Below are 3604 nucleotides of genomic sequence, written 5' to 3' on the forward strand. Positions count from 1 at the left end.
GGGTTCCCGAGCAGACGGCCGATGCGCTTGATAGCGAGCTTGAGCGCCGTGTCACCGGGCAGGTGGCGGCCCAGAGCCGTCAGGCCCAGGCGCTGCCCGTCGAGCAGCGCCTGTACCGCGGCCAACACGGCCTTTAAGCGCAGGGTAGGCGCCTCCGGGCTGAAGCCGCCAGGATCTTGTGAAAGAATTGGGTCGTCTGCATGGGCACCTCGGCATATTGTTTCTTTGGCGTTTAACAACATGCCTGCCCATGCAGACTTTTTACAATCCTAATATTCTGATTTTCTTATTTTATTCCTGGGGATCCCCCAGGGGCACATTCCTTGAAAAGGGATACGATAGTAGCCGCTTTACGGAAATCCATTGTCTCGGTAGCTGGCTGTGATTCCTGGTCGGTTTGTGCGTGCTGCTTGAAAAGGGGAGCAGGGTGCTTGTTGTGCGCGCACCAGACCAGGTCGGCGATTGGCCCTTCGGGATGGTAGGCCGCAGGGGCCTCGACCAGCAATTGACGGATGATCTCGACGTCCCCCCTTTCGGCGGCATTCCACAGATGTTTCAGCAGGGCCTCCAGGCGTGGCCACTCCCAGCATGATTCCCGGGCACCGAGAATGCGTGGATGCTCGGTGGGCGAGACATTATCACCGACCAACAATTCTTCGAAGAGCTTCTCTCCGGGACGCAGGCCGGTGTAAACGATCTCGATATCGCCGCGAGGGGTGGCTTCGTCTTTCACCTCCAGCCCCGAGAGTCGCACCATCTGACGGGCCAGTTCGGCGATCTGGACAGGACTGCCCATGTCGAGCACGAAAACTTCGCCGCCCTTGCCCATGGCGCCCGCCTGCAGCACCAGGGTGGCGGCTTCGGGAATGGTCATGAAATAGCGGGTGATGTTCTCGTCGGTCACGGTGATCGGGCCACCCTGGGAAATCTGGCGGCGAAACAGCGGAATCACGGAGCCGGATGAGCCCAGCACGTTACCGAAACGCACCATGCAGAAGCGTGTCCGTGACTGGGTAGACGACAGCGCCTGGCAGATCAGTTCTGCCAGGCGTTTCGTCGTGCCCATTACATTGGTAGGACGCACCGCCTTGTCGGTGGATACCAGCACGAAGGTCTCGACACCGGCCGCGATGGCAGCACGGGCGGTTTCCAGGGTACCAAAGACGTTGTTGCGCACGCCCTCGATCACATTATATTCCACCATCGGGACATGCTTGTACGCGGCGGCGTGATAGAGTGTCTGTACCCCGAAGGTACGCATGATGCTTTCCATCCGGCTGCGCTGCTGCACTGAGCCCAGCAATGCCTCTACCCTGTCCGGAAGCCCCTCCCCACCAGCGAGTTGCTCCAGCTCTGCCTCTATCCCATAGAGTGCATATTCACAGGCATCCAGCAGGATCAGCCGTTGGGGAGCCAGTCGGAGGATCTGGCGACAGAGTTCCGAACCGATCGAACCGCCGGCTCCGGTGACCATCACTACCTTGCCCTGGATATTGGCATCCAGCAGGTCACGGCGCGGCGGAACCGGGTCACGGCCAAGTAAATCCTCTACGTCGACATCCCTTATCTCGTTGAGCTGTGCATGTCCCTTGACGATATCCTCGATGCCAGGGACCGTCTGGATCGGTACATTGAAGGGGGCCAGCGACGCCAGGATCTCACGGCGGCGAGTGCGACTTATGCTCGGCATGGCCAGCAGAATCCTCTCGGCGTGCGTTTCTTCAATGACATGGGGAAGGCGATCGGGGTGATACACCTTGATCCCCTCGACAATGGTGCCATGCATGCCACGCCAGTCATCGATGAATGCGACCGGCATGAACTCGCCCCTCTGTTTCAGCGAAGTCACGAGTTGTGACCCGGTGGTGCCCGCACCGTAGATCACCACTCGCGTCCTGTGGCTCATCGGGTCTCGACGGTAGAAGAGTCCGCGAAGCAAGAGTCGTATGCCACCCGAAGCCAGCACGGCCAGCATCATATAGATCATCAGTATCGATACAGAAAGCGTGACGCCTTCCAGCCTCGCCGTCACCCACAGTGTCAGGGCCGAGAACGCTACCCCCGTCGCCAGCGTCTGCAGCGCCCGGATCCCCATGTAGCGGATCAAGGCGCGATAGAAGCCCAGGCGATAAAACATGAACAGGCTGATGGGTAACGCAACTAGTAGTATCTTCAGGTTCTGGACTTCGAATATTGGTGAGAGACTGTCCTGTTTCAGTACCAGTGCCACCAGAAAACTGGCTGACAGCAACAGTGCATCAGTACAAAGCTGGATCAGGCATTTGACTCGGCGAGACAAACGGAATGCGCGCTGTAATAGCCAGCTCATTTTTCCAGCTCCATTCTGTTACCCTGGTCCCCGGCGTGACGTAATATCGCCGTGGTGTGCGTAGCCTTTATCTATTATTTTGATTTTCAGCGGCTTGGATTCAGTATTCAATGAGGTGACGTGGAAATGGAGATAAACCGTACAGATAATGATGTTTGTTTCTTTCTGTAATCTACTATATCGTCAATGGAAGGAGGTCAACAAGGTGGATTTTCTGCCATGGGAACATGATGAAGCTGAATGCTTGGGGCGTGATTTAACTGGCAGAGTGCTTGCTCATCAATCCTGATTCTCCTCGACGTGTTAACAGTAGGAACCTCATCATGTCTTGTTGATGGCGTCATGAGGTGGAAAGTGACTAAAGTCGATGAGTGGTCTGAAAAACGCATGTCATGAAATCCGCTCATCGCTCGCCGGGCGCCATCGGCAACCGGCTCTCTGCGGGAGGTCGACACGGTCAAGGTGATGCTGTCGAAATTGCAGCGCTGCCCGGCTGCCCCATAAAGAGGCGCAGCGAGCCATTTCCTGTGCCATGCTTACTTATGCTTACGTTTTGTAACGCTGGGATTCAGAGTCGACCGACCCTCTCTCCCCGATTGCAACCGAGATGGAGCTGCGTGTCTCGGAAGGTGCCACGCCCCCTCGACGCCTCGTTCACCATCCCTGACCAGGACAATACGCCGATGTCCGATATTCACTCTCACAATCCGGCAAGCAACGAGCTCGATCTTGGGAGACTCGTCGGCTTGCTTGTCGATCATAAGTTGCCGATTTTGCTTATCACCTTCCTGTTTGCCGTCGGCGGAGCCGGCTACGCTCTCCTCGCTACGCCCATCTACCGGGGGGATGCCCTGGTGCAGGTGGAGCGTCGTGCCACCGTCAACCCCCTCGAGGATGCGGCCGCCGGCATGCTGGGAGAGGATCGTGAGAGCAGCACCGCGGCGGAGGTGCAGATCCTGCAGTCGCGTCTGGTCCTGGGGCAGGTAGTGGAACGTAACGAGCTGGATCGCCGGGTCGAGTCCAGAAAGTTGCCGTTGATAGGCAACTTCGTGCTTCGTCATGGCATCGAGCGTCCCGGCTTGATGGATGGACGTCCAGAAATCTGGGGCGGCGAGTGGCTCGAGCTGGGCCGCCTGGAGGTCGCCGATCACCTGCGGGGCACCCCGCTGCGCGTCGTGGTCGGGGAGGGCGGTCGCTACACCCTCAGCCTGGACGGTGAGACTCCCCGCGCGCTCGGCGAGGCCCGTGTCGGCGAGCTGGCCCGTTTCGCCGAGG

Annotated in this window: 2 protein-coding genes; one reads left to right on the forward strand and one right to left on the reverse strand. The window is 58.4% G+C overall.

All coding sequences use genetic code 11. From position 1 onward, the window contains the following. Window positions 1-286 precede the first annotated feature (286 nt). Window positions 287-2329, reverse strand: a complete 2043-nt coding sequence (locus tag CR157_RS12440; protein WP_110283840.1) for a nucleoside-diphosphate sugar epimerase/dehydratase — start codon at window positions 2327-2329, stop codon at window positions 287-289. A gap of 764 nt (window positions 2330-3093) precedes the next feature. On the opposite strand from CR157_RS12440, the gene CR157_RS22610 reads away from it, so the two are divergent. Next, a partial coding sequence (locus CR157_RS22610) for a Wzz/FepE/Etk N-terminal domain-containing protein (protein WP_258364148.1) occupies window positions 3094-3604 on the forward strand: 511 nt, incomplete at its 3' end.

Origin of the sequence: Halomonas sp. LBP4 (assembly GCF_003202205.1) — a bacterium.
Taxonomy (GTDB): Bacteria; Pseudomonadota; Gammaproteobacteria; order Pseudomonadales; family Halomonadaceae; genus Halomonas; species Halomonas flagellata.

Excerpts from the sequence above, each read along its gene's own strand:
- CR157_RS12440 (WP_110283840.1), bottom strand. The coding sequence starts at position 2,329 with ATGAGCTGGCTATTACAGCGCGCATTCCGTTTGTCTCGCCGAGTCAAA.